Origin of the sequence: Segatella oris (assembly GCF_900637655.1) — a bacterium.
Lineage (GTDB): Bacteria > Bacteroidota > Bacteroidia > Bacteroidales > Bacteroidaceae > Prevotella > Prevotella oris.
Genome location: NZ_LR134384.1, coordinates 2,194,705 through 2,220,352 on the forward strand (window position 1 = coordinate 2,194,705; position 25,648 = coordinate 2,220,352).

Sequence of the window (25,648 nt, forward strand, 5' to 3'; positions counted from 1 at the left end):
ACCCTAAGGGCAGAATGTTCTTAGTTATTATTCATATAGACAACAATTAAGGTTATAAGACTACGTATCCTTTTATAGCTTTTTCTTCAAATATAGCTGAAAAACAGAATGCAACGAAGCAAACCACCTGTCATCGTGCGTAGAGTTCCACCTTTCCTTTCTTTATTTTATAACTGAAAGGAATAGAATAAGCAAGATCTCTCAACATCGAATCTATTGTCTCCGTATGCCTGATTGCCCCCGAATAAGTGGAATTATCTTTCAGAGTAGGATGAATTTGCACTTTCGTTTGATAGAGTTGTTCTATGATTGTTGCAATCTCATGAATATGAATATTACGGAAAGGAATCAAATGACTGTGCCAAACCGTCTCCAAAGGAATAGGAGTTTCCTCTACTTCCATACTGTTCGTTGATGTATTGAACACGACTTTTTGTTTCGGTCGAAGGGTTATGCTGCCTTCATCATGATTACCCTCTACCCTCACTTTTCCCTCAATGAGAGTCACCTCTTCAGTATGGTGTTTCCTGTCATCCGTGTTGAAATTAAATACCGTTCCAAGCACTTTTGTAGTAAGATGAGTGCTTTTCACAACAAACGGGTGGACAGTATCTTTAGCAACTACAAAATAACCTTCTCCTTTCAAGACCACTTTCCGCTGATTATCACCAAATATCTTGGGGTAAGTCAAAGTCGTGTTTTCATTCAACCACACTTTACTTCCATCTGGAAGAACAACTTGTTTCACCTCTTTTGCAACCGTTCTCACCTCTATCTGCCCAACAGTTATGCGAGAAAAATAAACAGCTGTCACAGAAAGGAATATCAACAAGGCAGCTGCTGCATAATAAAGAAAGCGCTTTTGACAGAAGAAAGTACGCTTTCTCTCCTCATGAATTCTGCGAAAGACATTCATCTCTACCTTTTGCTGCACCTGCTTAGCGGTAAAGCGTGAAGCCTTTCCTGTCTTATAAGCATCAACCTGATCGAACAACCAGAGTGCATGCTCTTCACTTGAATTTATCCACTCATATAACTGTTCGATTTCTTTTTGTGAACAACGACCAAGTATATAGTTCTTTATAATTCTGTCATTTATCTCTTTCATCACGTTTTACACCTTTTATATATAATACAATTCAAACCGCAAAAAGACTTACTTGAAACAAAAGAATAACAAAAAGGAGGTCAGATAACCAAGTCGCACACGCAGGTATTTAAGAGCTTTGTAAATCTGAACTTCAACCGTGCGAACAGATATATTCATCATCTCTGCAATTTCTTTATTACTGATACCATGCACATAACCCATGATGAAAATCTGCCTTCTCTTGTCTGGCAATTCCTCAATTGCCTCTTCTATCTGGCGTCCCAGCTCCATGTTTTCAACATATTTTGCCGTCGTATTATGAGCCGGATTATAGTATTCCAATCTCTTCTTCTCAATACACAAGTATTCCTTTGAATACTTATGGATGACACTTCGATGCTTAAGCACATTCAATGCGCGTGTATAAACAGCACGAAAAAGAAAGGCATGGATATGCTTTTCCTCGGTAATCTGCTCTCGTCTGCGCCACAATTCAACAAAAACATCCTGCACTACGTCTTCAACATCATCATCATGCAGGATCTTGGCAGCATAGAGTGCCACGGCAGGATATTGTAGTCTGAAGACTATTCGGAATTCATTAAGTGTCATATCAGCATAGATTTATTCACATTATTTTGTTCATTGCCACAAAAATACAATTATTTTTTCAATTTATATGACATTTCTGAATAAGAATATCACTAAAAACAGCTGCCTGACTTGCAGGAACTCTCTACATAGCGCTCATAGAGAGAGAATGATAAACTATAAAGGAGGCAAAGCATAAATGTAAATTTTATATCACAAAAAAGTATACCTCAGAAAGTAGGCAAATAGAAAATGAAAAACAGAAAAAATGGAATTTACAGACAAAATCAAGGAGATTTTCCCACCATCTCAGTTGAATAACCGCATAACATGACCTACTTCAGCGCACAGAATGAGGCAGATGGCATGACAAAACAATAGAAACAAGCGTCTGTAAAAGCACAAAACACGCACTTACTGATGCACAAAACACGCTGCAAAAGAAAAGAAATTACACGATTTTGTTTATTAAATCATGCAACCAACTCATTGACAACAACTTACGGAACAAGCCGCAAAACTCGCGAATTTGAAGCAAACCACAAGGTCGATTGGCTACACGCGAGATATAAAGCGCCTTTTGTAAGATTAATTCAGAATTAATAAATAGAGGTAAATACCATTGCCCGGCAACAGAAAATCGCTAATTTCAAGCTGCAAAACCCCAATATTCAACACTCATCTACATAGTAACGTTGCATCAACCCCACTAAAGGACTCTTGTCAATACCATTGACCTCATAGCCGAAGTCATGGCACACCTCGGTCAGAAGTTCAGCAAATCCATAGGCAACACTGCCGACAAAGCCGATGGGAAGGCGGCTATGATAAGGCTCAATGTTACGTAAAATGAAATCAGAGAAATTGTCCTTGACCAACTTCTTCAGGCATTCTTCCTCCAAATGACGGCTGACAAACAAAGCCACGGAAGCCAAATAACGGTTGGCAAGCGGCTCACGATAAACCCGACGGATAACATCTGCATAGCTCTGCCCTGTTTCTTCTAAATATAAATCGCGCAGACTTGCAGGCAGACTCCCCTTGAAAATGCCATTCAAGAAACGTTCTCCAAGTACGGCTCCACTGCCTTCATCACCAAGAATATAGCCCAAAGGAGGCGTATTCTGCACAATGTGTTGTCCGTCGTAAAGGCAGCTGTTGGCCCCTGTTCCAAGTATGCAGGCGATGCCTTCCTCGTGACCACAGACCGCACGGGCAGCTGCCAACAGGTCGCCGGCAACCTCAATGCTGTCGGTGGACAATTGAAAACTATCGGCCAACAGAGTCGTCATCGTTGGTATAAGGTCTGCCGTGCAACCGCTTCCATAGAAAGAAAGCTGAATATCGGATAGTGACTTGCCGTCTGATAAAGGAAAAAGCTCCGTGCAAAGCACCTGCCGGATTTCTGCCGGTTGCTGATGACAAGGGTTGATACCCTGCGTTTTCCAAGAGCCGACTATCTGTCCTTTATCTGTCAAGACCCAATCAGTTTTCGTGCTTCCACTGTCTGCTATCAATCTCATGCTCTATCTCTTTTACCGCACAAAAGTAGGAATAAAAAAGCAAAAGCAGGCGTAGGAAAATGATAAATATTTCAAAATTATGGCAACAGTGACGCATTGAGTCTATTCTTTTTATTATTTTTGTAAACCAAAAAAAGTTATAAGAAGTCATGAACAAAAGGGCCATACTACTCATATTATTCACCTTATTAACGCTTTTCCAGGCGCATGCAGTGCTAAAAGAGCAGGACTTAGAGAGCACATTGTCGATTTTGCGCACCGAACTCACTAATTATCACGCAGAACTCGAACGTCAGTCGGGTTATATGAAAAGTCAACAGGCGGCCATCAGAGACAAGCTGTTCAGCATCATGGGACAAAGTAATCAGAACGCACTGATGCTTTATTCGCAGAAACCTGAATATGTGTTTGACATGGCCTATGCCTGCCATGAGGCCACAGAACAATATGATGATTTCAAGAAAAACGTGCAACCTTTTCGACTTCTCATTGAAAAGAACAAGGCAGAAATTGCCCGTTATGACTATTTAATCAACTCTTTGAGCACCATGAATGTCTCGACCTTGAGCAAGAAAGCACAAACAGATAAAAGCGTTTGTCTGACTTTTGCCGTGAACATTCGACACACACTCAACGACAACAGCAATCAGTTTAAAGACTACATCAATTACTATCAGGAAATTGAACAACAGCTGAAAGCACTCAATGACTATGCCAACAAGCGTTATAAGAATATTCAAAGTGGCATATTCAACAATGCCGGTGAGAACTATTTCAATATTCTTACCAAGTTTCGTACAAACTATCAGGAGACAAAAGAGGACATCACGACAAAATACTTTGAGGATTCCAACGCAGAATCACAGTGGGATGCAAGTTATATCATCGGTCTGTTTATCCTTATTATCTTTTATGCTGTCATTGCCGGACTCATCAACCTATTGGTTATCCGCTTCTTAATTCCGAAGCGTTTCCGCACACCAGCCTTTATCAGTCGACGCACCTGTATCACCATGACGACCTCAGTCGTATCCTTAGCTCTGCTCTTAGGAGTGATACGCATGATTTTCTTCGGTCAGAATTTCATTATCATGGCCTGTGGACTCCTTGTGGGCTACACGTGGTTGTTGGGGGTAATTCTCATCTCGTTACTGCTGCGTCTGAGTGGCGAACAGATTAAAAGCGGGTTCCGCATCTATCTTCCACTGATGGCAATGGGGTTCATTGTGATTGCATTCCGCATTGTCCTCGTTCCTAACAGCTTGATACATATCGCCCTCTGTCCTGTGCTTCTTGTTTGCACAATATGGCAGTGGATAGCGATTAGACATAACAATAAGAATGTTCCGAAAAGTGATGTCACCTATACTTACATCTCCCTGACGGTCTTTCTCATCTCATTTGTCTGCGCATGGATGGGCTACACACTGCTCAGTGTGCAGCTGTTGATATGGTGGATCATGCAGCTGACTTGTGTTCTGACCATTACCTGTCTGCGCGGATGGCTGAAAAAACTGGCTGAGAAACGCGAATACGAGAAAAAAGATATCACGCAGACATGGTTCTTCTATGCCATATATCAAGTGGTTCTACCTATACTTTCCGTTGCATCTTTCCTGCTTGCACTCTATTGGGCAGCCGATGTGTTCAATCTGAGCGATAAGATTTGGGACATTTACAGGGAGAAATATATCAACACAAAATGGTTTGCAGCAAATATTCTGTCGATAGCAGAGGTCGTTGCCCTATACTTTATTTTCGCTTATCTCAACCGTACAATAAAAGCATTCCTGAAGATTCACTTCGAGAACTCTGATCTCAGTACGGCTGCAAGCCGTAACATCATGGCCAAGAACGTTGTGCAGGTGGCTGTGTGGGGCACGTGGTTGATTATATCCTTGGCCATGTTCCATATCGACAACACATGGCTTGTTGTCGTTTCAGGTGGCTTCTCCACGGGTGTCGGATTTGCCATGAAAGACATTCTGGAGAATATCTATTATGGCATTTCTCTCATGGCAGGACGTGTGAAGATCGGCGATTACATCGTTTGTGAAGGCACACGTGGGCGCGTGAGTTCTATCAATTACACTTCTACAATCGTTGAAGCCACAGACGGTTCTATCATTGCATTTCAAAATAGTCAGCTGTTTACCAAGAGCTATAAGAACATGACTAAAAATCATGGTTACGAGCTTGATATCTTGGAAGTTGGCGTGGCTTATGGCAGCGATATCAAACAAGTGAAGCAACTTCTTTACGATGCCATAACAGCATTGAAGATTACGGCTAAGAAGCGAGAAGTAAAGATTGTTCTGAAGGAATTCGGCGATAATGCCATTACTTTGAAGATACTTGTTTGGGTTTCTGTCATGACACAATATGTTGACGACGGCCGAATCATGGAATGTGTTTATGACACTTTGAATGCCAACAACATTGAGATCCCATTCCCGCAACGCGACATTCATATCATTCATGCAACTCCCGAACAGATGGAGACAGCTGCAAATGGAGGTGCCATATAGTATGAAAAGGAATAACTTCCCTTTATAAATATAAGGGGAATGTTTGTTATTTATCCCCTTTTTACGTACCTTTGCAAGACAAGCTAAAAAGAAAACGATATGCAACCCATATTTATCGCAGGTCCCTGTGTCATAGAATCGGCAACTTTACTGAACACTGTTGCCCATGAATTAGTAAGAATAAACCGCAAATACGGTATCAATATTATCTTCAAAGCATCGTTCGACAAAGCTAACCGCACGTCAATCCACTCTTTCCGTGGCCCGGGATTGGATAAAGGTTTGCAAATGCTTGCAGACATAAAAGCCGAATATGGCCTGCAAATACTAACTGACATCCATGAAAGCTATCAGGCTGAAGCAGCAGGAGAGGTGTGCGATGTGCTTCAGATACCGGCGTTTCTGTGTCGTCAGACCGATTTATTAGTTGCAGCAGCAAAGACAGGAAAAACAATAAATATCAAGAAAGCACAGTTCTTAAGCGGTGCAGACATGCGTTATCCTGTAGAGAAAGCTATGGAAAGCGGAGCCAAAGAAGTGTGGCTTACAGAACGTGGAAACAGCTTTGGTTACAACAACTTAGTGGTTGATTTTCGCAATATTCCAGATATGAAAGAGATTGTTCCGACGGTAATCATGGACTGCACGCACAGTGTGCAACGCCCTGGTGCAGGCAATGGAAAGACCTCCGGTGACCGAAGATTTGTTCCTTCAATGGCTTTAGCAGCGAAAGCTTTCGGGGCAACCGGATATTTCTTTGAGGTTCATCCCAATCCTGACAAAGGACTTAGTGACGGCCCGAACATGCTGGAACTTGACAAACTGGAACAATTAATAGGACAATTATTGTAGGCAAATGAACAATATTGACATTGAAAACAGGCTAAAGAACGTATGTGAATGGGGGGCACAAGCACTGAAAGAAGAGGCACAAGCCATTCTGGAACTTATCCCCCAATTAGATGACAACTTCACGAAAGCCGTTGAGATGATGGCACATTGTCATGGAAAAATTATTGTCACAGGCGTAGGAAAGAGTGGAAACGTGGGTGCAAAGATTGCAGCAACGCTTGCTTCGACAGGTACTCCGGCCTTTTTTATCAACCCTTTAGACGTGTATCATGGCGATTTAGGTGTAATGACTTCAGATGATGTTGTGTTGGCATTGAGCAACTCCGGGCAGACCGATGAACTGCTTCGTTTCATTCCGATGGTGCTCCACATGAACATACCCATCATCTCCATGACCGGCAATCCCAACTCCTTGCTGGCCAAATACAGCAATGCACATATAAAAGTTTATGTCAAGAAAGAAGCCTGTCCGCTCAATCTTGCGCCTACAAGCAGCACAACCGCGGCACTCGCCATGGGCGATGCATTGGCTATTGCACTGATGCAAGTGCGTGATTTCCGCCCACAAGACTTCGCACAATTTCATCCGGGAGGAGAGTTGGGCAAGCGACTGTTGACCACAGCTGCTGATGTTATGCGCACCAACGACTTGCCTGTCATTCCGCAAGAAATGCATTTAGGTGAGGCTATCATATGCGTCAGCAAGGGTCAGTTAGGCCTCGGAGTGTCGCTTGGAGCAGACAACAAGGTCATAGGATTAATCACAGATGGCGATATCCGACGAGCTATGGAACGCTGGCAAGCTGAATTCTTTGACCACACGGTAAGCGATATCATGACGAAAACACCTAAACTGGTGTTGCCTACAACCAAGATTACGGAGATACAACGCATCATGCACAACCATAAAATACATACGGTGCTGGTCGTTGATGAAGAGAAACATCTGCTGGGTGTTGTCGATCACTACGCTTGTATGGTGTAAATTAAGATTTGAGAGAATTGAAACTACTGCTGTTTTTTATAACGATGTTCATAGGCTGCACACCTGACTGTGCCGCCCAGACCGCAGACTCTTTAATTGCTGAAGATCTTCGTGATCATGGTGTTACGTTCACGACGAACAACGCAGTGACACTACTGATGACCGGACAAGAGAAGTTCGACGACATGTTCAAAGCCATCAGGCAGGCAAGGAAGAGTGTTCATTTGGAATATTTCAATTTCCGTAATGATTCCATTGCAAACCTCCTGTTTCATATCTTAGAGCAGAAAGCACAGGAAGGAATTGAAGTCCGTGCCCTCTTTGATGCTTTCGGCAACGCTTCGAACAACCGTCCTCTGAAAGCGCATCACCTCGATGAAATCCGCAAATCGGGCGTGGAAATCTATAAATTCGACCCGATTACATTTCCTTGGATCAATCATGTCTTTTCACGAGACCACAGGAAAATCGTTGTCATAGACGGCAAGACAGCCTATACAGGAGGCATGAACGTGGCAGACTATTACATCAAAGGGACTGAGGTTGTAGGTGAATGGCACGACATGCACTGCCGTATTGAAGGCGATGCCGTTAATACCTTGCAGGCTATCTTTCTCAACATGTGGAACAAAGTGTCCGGACAGAAAGTGCATGGCGAACAATATTTCCGTGGTATTCATAATGCCAACTACATTCAAGGACTAAAGAAAGACACGTGCAAAACAGCCTGTCATAAAACGGTCGGCATCATCAACCGCGAACCGGGAACAAGCAATGCCATCATTCGGCAGTTTTATCTGTCGGCCATCAACCGCGCAAAAGACAGTATAAAGATTATCAATCCCTACTTTACGCTTAATCATAAGCTGAAGAAAGCACTGAAAAAGGCTGCTCAGAGAGGAGTCAAGGTAGAAATCATGCTCAGCACAAAGAGCGATATTCCATTGACCCCCGACTGTGGTTTCTACAATGCGCACAAACTGATGAAAGCCGGTTGCCACATTTGGATGTACACTCCGGGCTTTCACCACACCAAGATTATCATGGTTGACGGACGAGTCTGTACGGTCGGAAGCGCCAATCTCAACGCGCGAAGCCTCAGTTGGGACTACGAAGAAAACGCCGTCATCCTCGACAAATGCACAACACAGCAGTTGGACAACCTTTTTGACAGTGAGAAAAAAGACTGCTTCTATCTCACAGAAAAGACATGGAAAGCCTGGCGTACACCATGGCAGCGTGCCCGGGGGTGGTTCAGTCATCTGCTTGCCCCTTTCCTATAAATATCTGTCAAATAACAAATTTCGATATGGAAGAGAACATAAAACACAGCATACCACCGCACCCTGTGGAAAGACATAAGGCAGGCAGACCGAAATTGGCTATCATCGACAATAACATCCTGGCCATGGTCGGCTTGAAAACCATACTGCAAAACGTCATGCCAATTGCCGACATAGAAACCTTCTGCACCTTCAACGAACTTGAAGCAGCCAATCCAAACCAGTTCATGCACTATTTCGTAGCTATCAAATTCGTACTTGAAAATCGTAATTTCTTTCTCAACTATAAGCAGAAGACCATCGTACTGACGACGTCAACCAATCCAAACGCACAGCTCTCCGACTTCAAAAGCCTTTGCATCAACACCTCTGAAGAGCTTTTGGTGAAGTCATTACTGCAACTCGAGCAATACGGACATGCCGGCGGGAAAAATCTTCCCGACATGCCAAGAGCACTGAAAGCCAAGCTGCTCAGCGACAGAGAAATCGAAGTGCTGTCGCTGATTGCACAAGGATATATCAATAAGGAAATCGGCAATCAACTCAATATCGGCCTTACAACGGTAATCAGTCATCGCAAGAACATCGTGGAAAAGCTTGGCATGAAAAGCGTCAGTGCCCTCACCATCTATGCAGTCATGCATGGATATGTAGACATCAACAAGATATAAAAAACTAAACAACAACGGTTATATAATAGAAAAAGGATGCACCATGGTGCATCCTTTTTCTTTATCTCGTTTCAAAGAATTACTTTGCATAGGCAATCGAACGCGTCTCACGAATGACGGTAATCTTCACCTGGCCTGGATAAGTCATCTCATTCTGGATTTTTGTGGCAATCTCGTCACTCAGTCTGATACTCTCTTCATCGGTCATCTTGTCGGCACCGACAATCACACGAAGCTCGCGGCCAGCCTGAATAGCATAGGTTTTTGTTACTCCCGGATAACTCATTGCAATGGCTTCAAGATCGTTCAGACGCTTGATATAGGCCTCAACAATCTCGCGACGGGCACCCGGACGGGCACCGGAAATAGCATCACAGACCTGGACTATCGGTGCAAGCAAAGTCGTCATTTCCTCTTCATCGTGGTGGGCTGCTATAGCATTGCATATATCCGGTTTCTCCTTATACTTCTCTGCAATCTTTGCACCATACAGAGCGTGAGGCAATTCACTTTCTTCATCCGGCACTTTCCCTATGTCGTGAAGCAATCCTGCACGCTTTGCTTTCTTAGGGTTCAAACCAAGTTCACTGGCCATTACCGCACAAAGATTTGCGGTTTCACGAGCATGTTGCAACAAGTTCTGACCGTAACTTGAACGATATTTCATCTTACCGATGATGCGAATCAATTCGGGATGCAGGCCATGGATACCCAAATCAATAGCTGTGCGCTTACCCGTTTCAATGACTTCATTGTCGAGTTGCTTCTTCACTTTAGCCACAACTTCCTCAATACGCGCAGGATGAATACGACCGTCGGCCACAAGTTGATGCAGGGCCAAACGGCATACCTCGCGACGAATTGGATCGAATGCACTGATAACAATTGCCTCGGGAGTGTCATCAACAACAATTTCTACGCCGGTAGCTGCCTCTAAAGCACGGATATTCCGACCTTCACGACCGATAATTCTACCCTTGACTTCATCGTTATCAATATGGAAAACGCTGACCGAATTCTCAATGGCTGTCTCCGTCGCTACACGCTGAATGGTCTGGATAACGATTTTCTTTGCCTGCTGATTGGCATTCAGTTTTGCATCGTCCATAATCTCATTGACATAGCTTGCAGCATCGAGTCTGGCCTGATCTTTCAGACTTTCAATGAGTCGGTTCTTAGCTTCTTCGGCACTGAGTCCCGAGAGTTCCTCAAGCTTAGCTTGCTCCTGCTTCTGCATTTTCTCTAATTCCTGCTGCTTTACAGACAGGAGTTTTTTCTCATTATCAATACGTTGCTGACTTTGATCAACCTCCATCTTGCGGCGTCCTAATTCTTCCTGACGCTGATTTAAAGAGATTTCACGTTGCTTCAAGCGGTTTTCACTCTGCTGTATCTTTTGATTTCGCTGCTGAACTTCCTTTTCGAGTTCACTCTTCTTATTAAGGAATTTCTCCTTCACCTCCAAGAGTTTCTTTTCCTTAACAACGTCCGCTTCCTTGTTAGCGGCCTCAATCATCTCATTGTATTTTCCCTTAATGACATAACGGAAAACAGCATATCCAATTGCGCAACCGGCCAACAGAGCAACGCAGGCAATTATAATAGTCACTACATTCATTATACTTTAGATTTAAATAATATTCCCGTTCAACTATTTCAACGCTTCTTCAATTTCAGAAGTCAACTGTCCGAGAATATTCTTAAAAGGCTCCGTATCATTACGCAAGGCCTCGCGCTCATAGCGTAAAGCTATATCTATGAGAGCCATATACAGCAATTCCTTATCGCTCTTGCGGCCTTTGAACACGCCTGCGTAATTATTAACGGTTGTCGTAATAAGCTTTGCAGCATCACGATACAGCTTCTCGTCCTCACGAACAATGTTCACCGGCAACTCTGTATCATAGACATGCAGTCTTATATGCAACTTATCCTTATTCTCTTCTGCCATCGCTTCTGTTATCTTTCACTCAGTAGCGTTATACATTTATTCACGTCTCTGATCAAGCGTTGCAGTCGTTTCTGGGCGCTTTCCACGTCACCATCAGTCACTTCCAACATCTTGGCCATCTTGAGACTATTGTAATCATTCTGCGCCTGAGCAAGCTTTGCATTAAGCGTTTTGATTTGTTCTTCCCGCTCGTCTACCATGGCATAAAGTTCAGCATTCTCCTTCTTCAGTTCCTTGTACTGAAGAAGCATCTGCCTTACGCGGGTAGAAAACTGGTTGAGAGCATGCTCAGTTGCATCCATAAATTCACAATTTGGTTACAAATTTACTTGATTTAATTGATATATCCAAATTTTAACTCAACATTTTACAGCATCTATATACAACATGATTACCCCCTGATTTCCAAGTAAGAACAATGGAGTTTCCCGGGAATCACATAGATATGGAACAAGAAAACGGCCTTGACCAACATCAAGACCGCCACGAACTTCATTTCTTTTTCACGTCTGCATCTGACGGACGTGGCTCTTTTTTAGCCAACATCACGACTTGGAAGACAAAGTCAGTAATCCATTTCAGGCTGAAACCCAAACGCTTGTCATACTGTCTTACAGCCATCACAGCCTTGATAACGCCAGGATCGCTGTAGTCATTCTTCGTAAACAAGTCTGAAACAGTCTTCTCCGTCATCGTATAAAGTGCTTTCTTCATGAACGAAGGCAGGCGGAGCTTAAACTTCATGAGGTTGCCGACAAGCATCATCAAATCTTGTGAAAAGCCCTGGAACTGTATCATATAAGGCTGCACATCCTGCAACTTCCGACAGTTTTTACGTATGCTCTGATCTATTTCCTTAAAGAAATTATCGTCCATTCCGTAGATTTCTTTCATCATCTTCCGACAATGATTCTTCTCTCCAAGTCCTAATTTGTTGTTCAATGTAGGCACATGAAGTGTCGCCTTGAACGTGCGCAAATCAGGTAACATGCCTAAATTGTTGATACCAAGATTAGCTGCTAACGATGCTTCGAAATACACGCGTATCAGCGTCATGAAGTCTTCCATACCGCCAACCTTAGCTTCAGTTTCCTTCTTTCCTAAGAGTTTAGAAAAAAATCCCATACTATCTATTCTGTCAATAATTTTAATGTAAGTTATAAAATGCTTTGCAAAGATACAATATTCCAAGCAATAAACCTAATTTTTCACACAAGAATATTTCTACACTAAACGCGACATATCTCTCTACAAAACAAAGAAAGAACGCCATTATACCTGCGCACGAATTATATGTTAATTTTTATCATCAATCTTTACAATTCAGATTACTTTTCCTGTAAATTTGAAACAGAGCCCCTCCTCACTCCAAACACACCCCACTTTTTAGCAATTCACAACGCATTGACAATCAATTTATTACAAAAATCAATAAAAATCAGAATGTTAAATCACGCTAAAAAGCACTGTGTTTTACATTGAATTACCCTATAACTCACATCATATCAGCGGATATTCTGACGCAAACAGCCACGCAGTTTGAGTCAAGTGACAGTGCATGATGACCAGAGTTGCATTGCAAAAAGCCTGAAATTGGAAAACAAGCTCTATTTTCCTGATTTTCTTTTCCTCTTTGGTCGTACATCGAAGTGTTAAAAACAAGCAACAATATTTACAAAGAAGAAGAAACAACAGACAAGAACTTTCCACTTCATGAAAGGCTTGTAAAGAAACATGATAAAACGAAGACAGTGTACAGAGTTGCTGAAAAGGCACGAAACGCCAAGTCGACAGCGACAGAACAGCACAATTCATGGAGAATATGAAGCAAGTGAAACTCAATAGACATGAATTTCCATACAGAACAACCCCATTCAACAGAGAGAAGCATGCCTTATTGAATAAAAAACTGTTTCAAAGTTTCCGAATTGCATTATTTTTTGTTATCTTTGCACAATCGCATATAACAACAACAAACAAAAACGTATATTTTAATAAAATAAGTACACGATGAGCCTAAACCTTAGTAGGAACGAATTCGTGCGTCGGTTGGTTACATTCAACGATTTCATGATTATCAACATCATTCTCGTTTGTTTTATCCTGCTGCTTCCCAATGATGTCCCCGACTATTTCCATAGTGCGACAAAGATAACCGTGTTCACTGCCAATGCAGCTATGGGGGTTGCACAATACTTCTTCAATACAATCGTGCACTATCGCAAGATTGAATTCGACAGGATTATACTCAGAGTGTCGCAATTAGTGACGACACATGTAATTCTCACTTACGCCTTTCTGAGTTTTCTCTGCCCACGCGAAAACTTCTTCCACATATCGGTACTCTATGCTTTCACGAGCTTTGCACTCATCATGCTCAGTCGTTTTGCCGAACGAGGAATACTGAATTATCTGCGACAGACTGGTCACAACTCACGCAAAGTGCTGTTTGTGGGGCATGACCGCTCGCTTGCCGAGCTTTACAAGACAATGACAGGAGACCCTACCATGGGCTATTCTGTACGTGGATATTATGCCAACAAAGAGATTGAAAACTGTCCGAAATCCTTTCGATATTTAGGTTCACTCAAAGACTTCGGCACTAAAATGGAACAAGAAGACAGGGCATTTGCCGAGGAGATATTCTGCAGTCTGAGTCATGACTACAATGATTTCATTGCACAGATTATGAAATTCTGCGATGCCAATGTCATCCGCTTCTACTATCTCCCGCGTACATTTGGAACCTATCGGCTACGCTTGAAACCTGAATTCATGGGCGACACACTGCTATATACAAACCACATTGAGCCACTTGCAATCATGAGCAATCGGCTCATCAAACGGTCTTTCGACATCGTGGTATCAGCAATTGCATGCCTTTGCCTGCTCCCGCTCATCCCTATCATTACCATCATTATTAAGCTCCAAAGTCCGGGGCCGACGTTCTTTGTGCAAGAACGCACAGGGTTTGAAGGGAAATCATTCAAATGTTACAAGTTTCGAAGTATGCATGTCAACAAGAATGCCGACACAGAACAAGCTACCAAGAACGATCCACGCAAGTTTGCTTTCGGCAATTTCATGCGGAAAACCAATATTGATGAACTGCCACAATTCTGGAATGTGCTGAAAGGTGACATGAGTATTGTCGGGCCCCGACCTCACATGTTGCATCATACTGAAATCTACAGTGACTTGATAGACAAATATATGGTACGTCATTTCTGTAAGCCGGGCATCACCGGTTGGGCACAGGTTACAGGCTACCGAGGGGAAACCCGAGAGCTATGGCAGATGCAAGAGCGCGTGGAACACGATATCTGGTATATCGAACACTGGACTTTCCGGCTTGATATTTATATCATTTTCAAGACAGCCTACAGCATTATCGTACCCGACAAGCACGCTTATTGACAAAGAACAGAGTTATAAACTAAATAGAAACGAACATGAAAGGGATTGTTTTAGCCGGTGGTTCTGGCACCCGTCTCTACCCCATTACAAAGGGTATCAGCAAGCAATTGCTACCTATCTTTGACAAACCGATGATATATTATCCGGTATCCGTACTGATGCTTGCCGGCATCAAGGATATCCTGATTATCTCTACTCCATTTGATTTGCCGGGCTTTAAGCGCTTATTAGGCGACGGACACGAACTTGGCGTGCACTTTGAATATGCAGAACAGCCCTCTCCTGATGGTCTGGCACAGGCTTTTATCATTGGAGAGAAGTTCATCGGAGATGATGCTGTGTGCCTTGTTTTGGGCGATAACATCTTTTATGGAGCCGGCTTCACAGGACTACTCAAAGAGAGTGTTGCCGATGCAGAACAGAGACAGCAGGCCAGTGTCTTCGGATATTATGTCAATGATCCGCAACGTTACGGCGTCGCAGAATTTGATAAAGCAGGAAACTGCTTGAGCATTGAAGAGAAACCAGAGCATCCGAGGAGTAATTATGCCGTTGTTGGCTTGTATTTCTATCCCAACAACGTCATTGAAATCGCCAAGAACATCAAGCCGAGTGCACGCGGCGAGTTGGAAATCACTACCGTAAACCAAAAGTATCTGGAGCTGAAGAAACTCAAAGTAAAGTCTCTTCAACGTGGTTTCGCATGGCTTGACACCGGCACGCATGACAGTCTTTCTGAAGCAAGTACATTCATTGAAGTGATTGAAAAACGTCAAGGTCTGAAGATTGCATGCCTCGAAGAGATTGCATACCGACAAGGCTGGATCAGCGAAGAACAATTGATTGACAACGCAAAACCCATGTTGAAAAACGGTTATGGGCAATATCTCATGGAGATTGTAGAAAATAAAAGAGTTTAGAACTAATATTTATAAAAATCTAAATATAACTGACATCATATACAGTTAATTGTTGATTTATGGACAATAACAAAATAACAACAGCTGAAGAAAATCAGCAACAAGAGGTAAAACGCCTATTCAATTTCCGGGCAATATATACTTCACTCATATTGAATTGGACATGGTTCGTTGTCTCTATCCTTGTCTGTCTTGCAGGTGCTTATATCTATCTGAGATATTCAACTCCCGTATATCAGGCTTACGCAAAACTTCTCATTAAAGACGAACAGAGTTCACGCAGAGGCAACAGCATACAGAATTCCAATAACCTTGGAATGATTTCAAACTCCAACGGCATTGATAATGAAATGGAAATCCTGACTTCTCACAGCCTGGCACAAAGTGCTGTGAGAGACTTGAAGCTGTATGTGAGCTACAGCATAGAGGGTAAGTTTAAGAATATATTATTGTATAAAAACGAGCCTCTCAAGGTGGATTTTGATCCGATTAACTTAGAGAAAATCAATAATCCGTTTGAGATGCTGCTCACATTCGACAACGGTAAATATCATCTTACAGGTACTTATTATGTCCCAATTGACGACATTCACGCCAAAGGGCCTTACTATATTGACAAGACTTTCAGTAAGTTTCCTATTGCAATCTATACGAGAGCGGGCATCTTGACAATTACGGAGAACCTTGCACCCGATGCCATGAAAATGACACCTGGCATGAAAGTGCACATCGTTCTCAACTCTCCGAATAATGCAGCCTATCAATATCAAGGAGCACTGTCTGTCAATCAAACTTCAAGGTCAACAACTATTGCGCAGTTGACAATAACAGATATCAATCAACAGCGGGCTGTTGACTACCTGAAACAACTGTCCATTTGCTATAACCGACAGGCCAATGAAGATAAGAATCAAGTGGCAATCCGTACGGAGAAGTTTATTAACTCACGCTTGGAGAAGATCAATTCAGAGTTAGGACTGACAGAAGGGCAGCTTGAGAACTTCAAGAAGCGAAATAATATGGTCGAATTGAAGATGAATGCAAGTAGTGCTTTCGACAATCAGACACAGTTCAGCCAACGCCTGACCGATGCAAACACACAGATTGTACTGCTTGATGAAATTGCAGCCTATCAGAACAAGGTGGCCAATCGCTATGAACCCATTCCTGAAAACATAGGCCTGTCAGACCAAAGTACCAGTTCTTTGATCAATAAATACAACGAGATTTCATTGGAGAGAAAACGCCTTCTGCGCAGTGCAAGTGAGAAAAGTCCAATCATTCAGCCTCTGACCTCGCAACTTGATGACCTTAACAACAGCATACGTCGGGCTACAACACAAGCCCGAAAAGGTTTGGAAATCCAACGTAATGCCATTATGAGCCAGTTCAACAAATATAGTGGACAGGTTGGAGAAACACCTGAACAAGAGCGAATTCTCACTCAGATCGGAAGACAACAGGAGGTGAAATCAGGCCTGTATCTCATGCTGTTACAGAAGAGAGAAGAGAATTCTATTTCGCTTGCAGCTACAGCTGACAAAGGAAAACTCATTGATGAACCTGAATTCGGAGGCAAAGTCAGCCCGAATAATTCCATGATTTATCTCATTGCGCTCATTATCGGCCTCTCCATTCCTGCCCTTATCATCATCATTGCCGAGTTCTTCCACTACAAGATTGAGGGCAGAAACGATGTGGTTCAACTGACAAAGCTGCCTATTTTGGGTGACGTTCCGATTGCAAGTGACCAAGCAAAGACCAAAGCAGACATCGTTGTTCATGAGAATAAGAACAACTTAATGGAAGAAATCTTCCGTGGAATGAGAACCAACCTGCAGTTTATGCTCAAGGAAAATGAGAAGGTTATTGCATTCACTTCTACCACTTCAGGTGAAGGAAAGACGTTTACAGCCGCAAACTTAGCTGTCAGTTTTGCACTTTTAGGCAAGAAGGTTATCCTCGTTGGTCTTGATATCCGAAAACCTCGTTTGGCCGAATTGTTCGAAATTAAAGACCATCATCATGGCATAACAACATTGTTAGTACATGAGCATCCAACACGCGAGGAAATTCTTTCACAAGTATTACCCTCTGGTATCAATAACCGATTAGACCTGCTGATGGCAGGACCTATTCCTCCCAATCCTTCAGAATTGCTGGCAAGAAAGAGTCTTGACTATATCATTGATGAACTAAAAGAAACTTATGATTATATCATCATTGATACTGCACCGATTGGTCTGGTAACAGATACACTGCAACTTTCACGTGTTATAGATGCCACCGTATACCTCTGCCGTGCTGACTATACTACGAAAGATAGTTTCATGTTGATTAACAGTTTGTCTGCTGAAAAGAAACTTCCCAATATATCTATTGTCATCAATGGTCTGGATATGACGAAGAAGAAATATGGCTATTACTATGGATATGGCCGCTATGCACACTATGGACGATACGCAAAATATGGCTATGGTTCATATCATAGCGACTCATATATGGGAAAATCGTATAATTCTTATAGCAACTATGGAAGCTACAGCAAGAGAGATGGTGCATATAGAGGTAAGAACGACAAATCAATCAAACAATAATGAAAATCGCAGTCGATTTTGATGGCACTATTGTAACCCATGAATATCCAGCTATTGGCGAAGAGATTCCTTTTGCAACAGAAACTCTTCGCCAACTCACAGCAGAGGGGCATCAACTCATTCTATGGAGTGTAAGAGAGGGAGAAACATTAGATGAAGCTGTAGAATGGTGCAGGCAACGGGGTGTTGAATTCTGGGCTGTAAACAGAGACTACCCTGAAGAGACCGTTGAAAACAACAACCACTATTCCAGAAAGCTGAAAGTTGATTTATTTATCGACGACAGAAATGTCGGAGGATTACCCGACTGGGGGCAAATCTATCGAATGATTCATAATCACATAAGCCTCTATCATCTTCTCAAAGAGCAATTCGCACAAGGACTTCCACAACATTCTTACAAGAAAAAACATTGGTGGCAGTTCTGAAATAAAAATAAAAAAAGAGTTTTGTACAGCATCATTTGGATAGCTGTACAAGCTTTTCTTCTTTTTTATTCTGGCGTAAATTCATCTTGAAAGGGCTTTGCATTTGCTTTAAATCCCTTACCAGCTTCCTCTGCTTCTGAGATATCAAAAATGAGCTCTTCACTTTGCCCACTCGCATCCGCACTACTTGAATGAGGACCGGAAGCAGATAATAAAGAGGAACTAAATGCTAAACTATGGACCGAAACTACAGGCCGTAAGTATGTTTTATTCATGGATTAATAAATTGATTAAGTTAAAATCAGGCGTTTCATGGCATAATATATTTTTTTAGGAATACCATAAAATAACATGGCAAGGTTCTCCCTACGTGATAAAACAAAAAACTTTAAATAATGGCGCAACTTCACTAAGAAGGCCTCTGCATAATATCCTATCCCTGAACGAACACTGTTTTTCCTCCCGTGCATACCGAAATTACCCCGTTTGAATACAACCTCCAAAATTGCATGTTCATAAGAACGCGCGCGCTTCGTGAGCTCAAACGGATATTCAGAAACAGGCAAGCCCAAGACATCTACACACACAGCTCCGAAAGCATGAAATGCCCTATAGAAAGCGAGCTGCTTAAGCCAATAAGTCAACTGCGCTTTCCCTTCATCACTATTCAACACGTCTCGATATTGATGCAACATCAGAGCCATGTCACAAATCTGCCGCAATCCAACACCAAGTTCGATGAAATGATGATATAAATGCAAAAAAGTGAAAATGACATTCTCAACAGGAGACAAGGTCGGTACAAGCACATCGCCAACCTTTATCATATAGGGAGCGCTGTGGCTCACCATCTCGTCAAAACAACGCTGCACCCTTGGTGATATGAAACTAAGCAGACAGAAATGCAACTCGAAAAGAATTCCCTTATATTCGAACCCAATATGCTGCGCCCTATCGTCCTCGTCATCATCATGAAACGTTACGTTCCAGGCTTCACCGATAAGCTTCCGTGCTTTCTCAAAGTTCGTTTCGTCACAATAGAAATCAATGTCGCCGGCCTGTCTCATTAAAGGCTGTGGATAAAACTGAGCTAACAGTTGCCCCTTTACAACTATGAAATCTATAGAATGCGCCCGCAAGAGACAACAAAGTTCAGCCAAGACCGCATTAACCTTAAGATTCAGACTTCTGATTTTATTCTGATAAACGAATGCATTGATTGCATCTGACTTTGCAAGACGTATTTGATAACGCTCTTCTGACAACGCCTGGACGAATAAACCAACCACGGTCTGCCGCTTTGCCTCATGCATCAAATGCTGAAAACAATCCGTAGGCATCAGTCCACCCTTCAGGTCTTCCCCCCAAAGAGCGGCCCGAACCACCGTCAAAAGTGCATGTTCATTTGTCATAACAACCAAGTAAACTTATTCAATTCCAGCATCACTCATGTCTTTCCTCCACGTGAACATCAAGGGCTGAATACACAGAATTCTTTGAAACAAACTCCGGAACGATTTCCTTCATCTTGCTCACAATCTTCATTTCATCATAGGATTTTGCAAGCTCTACTAAAGCATCGATTTCCTTACTGACCTGTTCAAAGTCGTATTCCTTTACCTTTGCTATCCTGATCTTTTCATGGAAACTTGGTAAAGTGTTCTCCGTGTTGCTCAAGACTTCTTCATAAAGCTTCTCACCAGGCCTCAATCCCGTATAGACAATCTTCACATCCTTAGCTCCACTCAACTGTATCATGCGGTGTGCCAAATCTGCAATCTTAACAGGCTCACCCATGTCGAATACGAAAATCTGTCCACCTCTGCCGTGGGTTCCTGCTTCAAGCACGAGCTTGCAAGCCTCCGGAATCAGCATAAAGAAGCGAATAATCTTCGGATCTGTTACTGTTACCGGACCACCTGCCTTAATCTGTTTCTCAAACAGTGGGATAACAGAACCTGTCGACCCCAAAACATTGCCGAAACGTGTCGTGACAAACTGTGTCGGAGGAATGCCCTTACAACCATTAGCCTCGTAATCTCTGACGAGTTTTTCATTCAAAGCCTGTGTGTAAATCTCGCAGATACGCTTTGAACATCCCATTACATTCGTTGGATTTACAGCCTTATCCGTACTTATCATGACGAACTTCTTCACGCCGTATTTCACACTTAGGTCTGCGATAACCTTCGTTCCATAGACATTGTTCTGAATACTTTCACTCGGATTATCCTCCATCATGGGCACATGTTTATAAGCTGCTGCATGGAAAACATAGTCTGGACGAAACTCATCAAACAATCGTTCCATGCGTGCCTGCTTAGTGATGCTCGAGAGAACAATCTTACATTCCACGCCCTGAAACTTGTTCATCATCATCAATTTGATATCATGTTGCGGTGTCTCTGCCTGATCAATCAGCATCATTGCAGCAGGCTTGAACGAAGCTATCTGGCGCACCATCTCACTTCCAATGCTACCGGCCGACCCCGTTATAAGGATTTTCTTATCCTTCAACATGTCACCAACAGATTTCATGTTAACGTTGATTTCATTACGAGGAAGCAGATCGTTGATACTCACCGGCTGCAGATCATGCACATCTGTCTTACCGTCCCATTCCTTCGTTTCAGGCAGCATTAAAATCTTTATGCCCGCATCTATCAGCAAATCCTGCAGAAACGCATCCTTACGGAAACGCTCATTCTGCAACGGGGAAACAAGAACAGTAGATATACCTTCCTTTTCTATCACCGAACGAAGCCCCTCGCCTACTTGATAAACATGTTCCCCCATGAGCAAACGCGACTTATATCCCGGATTATGACTGATAAAACCTTTCAGCAAATAGCGTGTAGGTTTCTCGCTCCGAATGTTCTTTGCCAAGGCAACACCACCATCTCTGACACCATAAATCAGCGTTTTGGCCGCCCCCTCATTGGCAAACGAAACATCATATATTGATTTGATAACAATACGAGCAGCCCACATTGCCATTGTTGCCAACAGATACATGGCCACAAGCTGACGCCCCTGAAGACGTACAAACTCAAGATCCCAACTGTAAACCACGTAGTGCATTATCTCTGCTACTATCAAAGAAACGCCCATAGCATAGCCCACCCGCTTCAAATCAACAAAACTTGAATAGCGAATAATACCCGAATAGGTATGGAATATCTTAAAACCTATGAGGTTGAAACACATGTAGGTGAATATTGTTTTGGTCAACAAAGCAATATTGCCTAACGTGACGGCACCACGGTAATAAAGCCAGAAAACAAGAATACCTGACAGATAACAAATCAAGATATCCATTGCCAATATCGCCCAATAGGGCAATGACCTCTTGGAAAAATACCAATTCGTAATCTTATTGAAAAACTTCATATACGAAATATCAATTAGTTTAACAGCAAACAGAATCCTTTATCGTGTGGATTATTCTGGCCACATCTTCATCTGTAACCATAGGGCCACTCGGCAAACAAAGTCCGCAATGGAACAATTCTTCACTGACACCATTGAGATATGCCGGTGCATCCTGGTAGACAGGTTGCCTGTGCATGGGTTTCCATAACGGTCGACTTTCAATGCCGGCCCTATCAAGATAGAGCCTCATTGCCTCCACATTGGCGTTTGGTTCACAATCCGTATGTGCCGTTGAAGCCTGATGAACAACGCCAGCAGCACCCCCTACGGCCCCTTTTACGATTGTTTTGTAGGCGTTCTCCTGCCCTTTCACCTTCAAATCGGGGGCTATCGTTATCGTATTCAGCCAGAAATTACTGTCTGTGCGCTCATCGGGATTATCATGAAAATCTATGCCTTCAACTTCCTTGAAAGCCTCTCTGTAAAGCTGGGCAATATGCTGATGATGACGGATATGCTCGTCTATAACCGTCATCTGCCCACACCCAATGCCCGCACAGATATTACTCATGCGATAGTTATAACCGATTTCCGTATGCTGATAGTAAGGATATGACTCACGTGCCTGCGTTGCAAAATACATCACCCGATTGTAACTTTCGCCGTCAGGACATACCAATGCACCTCCACCTGAAGTCGTAATCATCTTATTCCCATTGAAACTAAGCACACCATAACGGCCAAATGTGCCGACCATCTGACGGTCATAACGCGAGCCAAATCCTTCGGCTGCATCTTCTACAACAGGGATATCATAACGTTCGGCAACGGATAAAATCTCATCAATCTTAGCCGGCATGCCATATAAATAGACAGGAACAATAGCCTTAGGTTTACGTCCCGTCTTTGCAATTCTGTCTTTGATAGCCTCTTCAAGAAGTTCAGGAGACATGTTCCAAGTATCGCTTTCAGAATCCACAAACACCGGTTTAGCCCCTAAATATGTAATGGGATGCGAGGAAGCACAGAATGTAAACGTCTGCACAATGACCTCATCCCCTGCCTTTACACCGCAGGCTATCAATGCCAAATGCACAGCTGCCGTGCCGGATGAAAGCGCCACAATGCGCTTCTGCTGCCCCATAAAACTCTCTAAATCTTTCTCAAAACCATTTACGTTTGGACCAAGTGGTACCACCCAATTGGTGTCGAAAGCTTCCTGAATGAACTTCATTTCTTGGCCACTCATATGAGCCAAACATAAAAAAATGCGTTTTTGTGTCATATATTTAACAATGTTTATCATCAAAAAAGAAACTACACATAATCTCTTTTCTTATCCAAAATCCTGCAATTCTATTTTTATCTTATTCTCTCCGCCAAGCCATGACAATGCAACCTATCTGAAACTGCCACCTATGTGCATGTTTCTAAAAGAAATAATCTCCCTTTCATTGCATCGTCATAAAGCGTTAATCCTTTCATTATGTATGATTTTACAAAGTTAAGTTTTTTTAATGTAAAAGACAAATTTACACATAAGTTTCTGATATATAGCGTCTGTTTTTGTCATAATTATAAAGGAATCTCCCCTACAAAGAACAGAAAAGCTTCTATGAAAGCTAAACAGAACGTGCTTCATTATACGCTTATGAACAAACCAACACCGCTGGAAACGACCCTCATTTTGTAAACATTATCACCCTGTTTTTAACTTTTCTACACATCGACAAATAGAAAAAAGAAAAGCAAAAAATGAACATAATATCGCAATCTCAAACTGACTGACTTGAAACTCCATGCACAATGTACTGTAACTTGACTCAAACCACACTGCTTTTTGAGTCAAATCACACGCTAATCTGATGCAAATCGCAGTGTCATTTGATGCAAATCGCAGTGTCATTTGATGCAGATTGCAATGTTTTTCAACGTAATTTCACCTCACATTTCGGCTTAAGTTCAGCAATCATCTGATTACCAAAGTATTACAACATCAAGAAAAACAGCACGTATTTGGAACGAAGGCGACTTCCATTTCAAATACGCGAGTTATGAGAAAGCAATTGTAAATATCCTTGAAATATATTAACACATTATCCGCTTACGAGGATAACACAAATTACGACAGTCCTTATCAGATAGCATTTCTGCGTCAGAGAGTTTCGTTTTCCAATCATCAAGAGATGCGAAAAGGCGCAGTCTACTACCTCACTGCGACTTTCTTTCCTCCTCTTATATAGATACCTTTCGGCAGCTTCTTTAGAGAGGAACCCACATAACGCCCCTCCAAAGTGTAAATGCGCTCTGTTCTTTGGCCCAAAAGAGATACGGAAGGCAAGCTCAAAGGAATGTTGCTCAAACGCAAAGCGCCGGCCTTGAGAGGTGCTTTGCAAGAGAGATACCACCTGAAAGCATCCAATCTTATCTTCTCTTTGCCTTTCGGCTGAAAGAGTTTCTTGTCACCAAAGAGATAATCTCCTTTGAAAAAAGATCTTTTATCAGAATGATATACCCCATGAAAAGTTACTCCGGACACCGTACGCTCTAAAGAAACATCTTTCTTAAAATAAATCTTGCAGAGTCCAAAATCATGGATATCATCTTCAACATCATCTAATTTACCACAAAGAAGATAGGGCGTATGGGCTTTAAGCGAAGCTTCAACCTTGGTAAAATGGAGCTTTCCATCGGTGAATTCCGAAGGAATGTAGGCTACAGCACCCTGCCCAAACACCTTCTTATAATCGGGCACATCGAATGGAAGGATTAATGTGTTGAAGCAATCCGACTTGAAATGGCGTTTCAAACGCACATAGGCTGTTGCATCAATGCAATACAATTGAAGCGTATCAGACAACAACAATCGGGTGTTCTCTATGTGGTAAAATTCTACCCGAGCATATTTGGCTGCATTTTTATCTAAAACATAACGCATCTTTTCCCTGTCATAACCCAATACTTTCCCTCCAATGGAGACATTCAAGACACCATTCTCTTTCGCAAAAGTCACACGATTACCCTTATTGATAAGGTAATTGGCTTTCAAAAGCTGAGGAAAATCCGAATCATAACAAAGAAAGCGATGAGATTCATCGGCATGTTCTGCTGTGAGATTTCTTATACACCATTCGCCCTCTTGTTTCTCGAAACGCAACAGATCACAATAAGGTAAGACCTCACGAAACGAAGAATGTTCCTTATTTTTTCCTTCTAAGAAAGAGGAATAAAAGAAAAATGCACCCATTTGTTGATAATGAGAGCCATAGAACTGATGCCCCACACGCCCTGCCATGACATATAATCCGCCATCGACAAGTTCACTTTCATCGGTCAGTAATGTCCCTATAGGCTCTGAAGAAGCTTGTCCCCAAGAGTAAAATGGGAAGAGGGACATCAAAAGAAATAATAAAAGATTGTGTTTCATGTTATGGTATTTT

General features: G+C 42.4%; 21 protein-coding genes. 9 read left to right on the forward strand and 12 right to left on the reverse strand.

Features of this window, described 5'->3' with window-relative positions:
* Positions 1-130: 130 nt before the first annotated feature.
* The 3 genes from EL210_RS09135 to EL210_RS09145 all read right to left on the reverse strand — a co-directional run bounded on the left by EL210_RS09135 (position 131) and on the right by EL210_RS09145 (position 3,204).
* On the reverse strand, positions 131-1,108 hold the full coding sequence (locus EL210_RS09135) for a FecR family protein (protein WP_018919246.1): 978 nt from the start codon (positions 1,106-1,108) through the stop codon (positions 131-133).
* 48 nt (positions 1,109-1,156) lie between these two features.
* Complete coding sequence (locus EL210_RS09140; RefSeq protein WP_004372537.1) at positions 1,157-1,702, reverse strand: RNA polymerase sigma-70 factor; 546 nt, start codon at positions 1,700-1,702, stop codon at positions 1,157-1,159.
* Between the two features lie 650 nt (positions 1,703-2,352).
* Complete coding sequence (locus EL210_RS09145; RefSeq protein WP_018919247.1) at positions 2,353-3,204, reverse strand: ATPase; 852 nt, start codon at positions 3,202-3,204, stop codon at positions 2,353-2,355.
* A 149-nt stretch (positions 3,205-3,353) separates the two neighbouring features.
* Here EL210_RS09145 and EL210_RS09150 point away from each other — a divergent pair, with 149 nt between their 5' ends.
* The 5 genes from EL210_RS09150 to EL210_RS09170 all read left to right on the forward strand — a co-directional run bounded on the left by EL210_RS09150 (position 3,354) and on the right by EL210_RS09170 (position 9,523).
* On the forward strand, positions 3,354-5,732 hold the full coding sequence (locus tag EL210_RS09150) for a mechanosensitive ion channel family protein (protein ID WP_018919248.1): 2,379 nt from the start codon (positions 3,354-3,356) through the stop codon (positions 5,730-5,732).
* 99 nt (positions 5,733-5,831) lie between these two features.
* On the forward strand, positions 5,832-6,584 hold the full coding sequence (kdsA, locus tag EL210_RS09155) for a 3-deoxy-8-phosphooctulonate synthase (protein ID WP_018919249.1): 753 nt from the start codon (positions 5,832-5,834) through the stop codon (positions 6,582-6,584).
* Between the two features lie 4 nt (positions 6,585-6,588).
* Entirely contained in the window at positions 6,589-7,569 is a 981-nt protein-coding gene (locus tag EL210_RS09160; RefSeq protein WP_018919250.1) for a KpsF/GutQ family sugar-phosphate isomerase, read from the forward strand.
* Between the two features lie 44 nt (positions 7,570-7,613).
* Positions 7,614-8,852 carry a cardiolipin synthase gene (gene cls, locus EL210_RS09165; RefSeq protein ID WP_018919251.1) on the forward strand — a complete coding sequence of 413 codons (1,239 nt, stop codon included), beginning with the start codon at positions 7,614-7,616 and terminating at the stop codon, positions 8,850-8,852.
* Positions 8,853-8,878: 26 nt separating this feature from the next.
* On the forward strand, positions 8,879-9,523 hold the full coding sequence (locus EL210_RS09170) for a response regulator transcription factor (RefSeq protein WP_018919252.1): 645 nt from the start codon (positions 8,879-8,881) through the stop codon (positions 9,521-9,523).
* A gap of 79 nt (positions 9,524-9,602) precedes the next feature.
* Here the strand turns inward: EL210_RS09170 and rny are convergent, their stop codons facing one another.
* The 4 genes from rny to EL210_RS09190 all read right to left on the reverse strand — a co-directional run bounded on the left by rny (position 9,603) and on the right by EL210_RS09190 (position 12,599).
* A complete protein-coding gene (gene rny, locus EL210_RS09175; RefSeq protein ID WP_018919253.1) occupies positions 9,603-11,141 on the reverse strand; it encodes a ribonuclease Y in 1,539 nt (512 codons plus the stop codon).
* A gap of 33 nt (positions 11,142-11,174) precedes the next feature.
* A complete protein-coding gene (locus EL210_RS09180; protein WP_004372529.1) occupies positions 11,175-11,474 on the reverse strand; it encodes a cell division protein ZapA in 300 nt (99 codons plus the stop codon).
* 8 nt (positions 11,475-11,482) lie between these two features.
* Positions 11,483-11,776, reverse strand: a complete 294-nt coding sequence (locus EL210_RS09185) for a coiled-coil domain-containing protein (RefSeq protein WP_004372528.1) — start codon at positions 11,774-11,776, stop codon at positions 11,483-11,485.
* 190 nt (positions 11,777-11,966) lie between these two features.
* The gene (locus tag EL210_RS09190) at positions 11,967-12,599 is read right to left on the reverse strand and encodes a hypothetical protein (protein WP_004376694.1); all 633 of its coding nucleotides are present in this window, start codon (positions 12,597-12,599) and stop codon (positions 11,967-11,969) included.
* 885 nt (positions 12,600-13,484) lie between these two features.
* Between EL210_RS09190 and EL210_RS09195 the strand changes: the two genes are divergently transcribed.
* From EL210_RS09195 to EL210_RS09210, 4 genes are read left to right on the forward strand one after another with little or no spacing between them, the layout of a single operon-like run.
* On the forward strand, positions 13,485-14,891 hold the full coding sequence (locus EL210_RS09195; protein WP_025879474.1) for an undecaprenyl-phosphate glucose phosphotransferase: 1,407 nt from the start codon (positions 13,485-13,487) through the stop codon (positions 14,889-14,891).
* A 35-nt stretch (positions 14,892-14,926) separates the two neighbouring features.
* On the forward strand, positions 14,927-15,811 hold the full coding sequence (rfbA, locus tag EL210_RS09200; protein ID WP_004372523.1) for a glucose-1-phosphate thymidylyltransferase RfbA: 885 nt from the start codon (positions 14,927-14,929) through the stop codon (positions 15,809-15,811).
* A gap of 59 nt (positions 15,812-15,870) precedes the next feature.
* Positions 15,871-18,408 carry a GumC family protein gene (locus EL210_RS09205; protein WP_018919256.1) on the forward strand — a complete coding sequence of 846 codons (2,538 nt, stop codon included), beginning with the start codon at positions 15,871-15,873 and terminating at the stop codon, positions 18,406-18,408.
* Positions 18,408-18,836, forward strand: coding sequence for a BT0820 family HAD-type phosphatase (locus EL210_RS09210; RefSeq protein WP_018919257.1), 429 nt, complete (start codon positions 18,408-18,410; stop codon positions 18,834-18,836). The genes EL210_RS09205 and EL210_RS09210 overlap by 1 nt, the downstream gene beginning before the upstream one ends.
* 65 nt (positions 18,837-18,901) lie before the next feature.
* On the opposite strand, the gene EL210_RS13600 is transcribed toward EL210_RS09210, so the two are convergent.
* From EL210_RS13600 to EL210_RS09230, 5 genes are all read right to left on the reverse strand, one after another.
* Positions 18,902-19,111, reverse strand: coding sequence for a hypothetical protein (locus EL210_RS13600; RefSeq protein WP_004376698.1), 210 nt, complete (start codon positions 19,109-19,111; stop codon positions 18,902-18,904).
* Between the two features lie 15 nt (positions 19,112-19,126).
* Positions 19,127-20,248: a nucleotidyltransferase domain-containing protein gene (locus tag EL210_RS09215; protein ID WP_018919259.1), complete on the reverse strand. Its 1,122-nt coding sequence runs from the start codon at positions 20,246-20,248 to the stop codon at positions 19,127-19,129.
* Positions 20,249-20,279: 31 nt separating this feature from the next.
* On the reverse strand, positions 20,280-22,226 hold the full coding sequence (locus tag EL210_RS09220) for a polysaccharide biosynthesis protein (RefSeq protein WP_026285859.1): 1,947 nt from the start codon (positions 22,224-22,226) through the stop codon (positions 20,280-20,282).
* Between the two features lie 19 nt (positions 22,227-22,245).
* Positions 22,246-23,514: a DegT/DnrJ/EryC1/StrS family aminotransferase gene (locus tag EL210_RS09225; RefSeq protein WP_018919261.1), complete on the reverse strand. Its 1,269-nt coding sequence runs from the start codon at positions 23,512-23,514 to the stop codon at positions 22,246-22,248.
* A 900-nt stretch (positions 23,515-24,414) separates the two neighbouring features.
* A complete protein-coding gene (locus EL210_RS09230; protein ID WP_026285860.1) occupies positions 24,415-25,635 on the reverse strand; it encodes a hypothetical protein in 1,221 nt (406 codons plus the stop codon).
* Between the last annotated feature and the right edge of the window lie 13 nt (positions 25,636-25,648).